The organism is Chromatium okenii, from assembly GCF_016583745.1.
GTDB classification, from domain to species: Bacteria; Pseudomonadota; Gammaproteobacteria; order Chromatiales; family Chromatiaceae; genus Chromatium; species Chromatium okenii.
This window is the reverse complement of sequence record NZ_NRRQ01000097.1, coordinates 1-1,199: the sequence shown is the minus strand read 5'-3', so window position 1 is coordinate 1,199 and position 1,199 is coordinate 1. Positions and strand designations below refer to the sequence as shown.

At 57.2% G+C, this 1,199-nt stretch carries 1 rRNA gene; it reads left to right on the top strand.

Annotated features, from left to right (window positions below):
• A 16S ribosomal RNA gene (locus CKO12_RS14300) occupies nucleotides 1-1,199 on the top strand; the annotation flags it as partial.

The following is a 1,199-nucleotide window of genomic DNA, read 5'->3' as shown; positions in this document are numbered from 1 at the left end:
ACGTGAGTAACCTGCCCCAGACTCTGGAATAACCCCGGGAAACCGGAGCTAATACCGGATACGAGACGGAGCCGCATGGCTACCGTTTGGAAAGTTTTTCGGTCTGGGATGGACTCGCGGCCTATCAGCTAGTTGGTGAGGTAACGGCTCACCAAGGCGACGACGGGTAGCCGGCCTGAGAGGGCGACCGGCCACACTGGGACTGAGACACGGCCCAGACTCCTACGGGAGGCAGCAGTGGGGAATATTGCACAATGGGCGAAAGCCTGATGCAGCGACGCCGCGTGAGGGATGAAGGCCTTCGGGTTGTAAACCTCTTTCAGCAGGGAAGAAGCGAAAGTGACGGTACCTGCAGAAGAAGCACCGGCTAACTACGTGCCAGCAGCCGCGGTAATACGTAGGGTGCGAGCGTTGTCCGGAATTATTGGGCGTAAAGAGCTTGTAGGCGGTTTGTCGCGTCTGCCGTGAAAATCCGAGGCTCAACCTCGGACTTGCGGTGGGTACGGGCAGACTAGAGTGTGGTAGGGGAGACTGGAATTCCTGGTGTAGCGGTGAAATGCGCAGATATCAGGAGGAACACCGATGGCGAAGGCAGGTCTCTGGGCCACTACTGACGCTGAGAAGCGAAAGCGTGGGGAGCGAACAGGATTAGATACCCTGGTAGTCCACGCCGTAAACGTTGGGAACTAGGTGTGGGCCTCATTCCACGAGGTCTGTGCCGCAGCTAACGCATTAAGTTCCCCGCCTGGGGAGTACGGCCGCAAGGCTAAAACTCAAAGGAATTGACGGGGGCCCGCACAAGCGGCGGAGCATGTGGATTAATTCGATGCAACGCGAAGAACCTTACCAAGGCTTGACATGGGCAGTAATCCGGCAGAGATGTCGGGTCCGTAAGGGCTGTTCACAGGTGGTGCATGGTTGTCGTCAGCTCGTGTCGTGAGATGTTGGGTTAAGTCCCGCAACGAGCGCAACCCTCGTTCTATGTTGCCAGCGCGTAAAGGCGGGGACTCATAGGAGACTGCCGGGGTCAACTCGGAGGAAGGTGGGGATGACGTCAAATCATCATGCCCCTTATGTCTTGGGCTTCACACATGCTACAATGGCCGGTACAAAGGGCTGCGAAATCGCAAGATGGAGCGAATCCCAAAAAGCTGGTCTCAGTTCGGATCGGGGTCTGCAACTCGACCCCATGAAGTCGG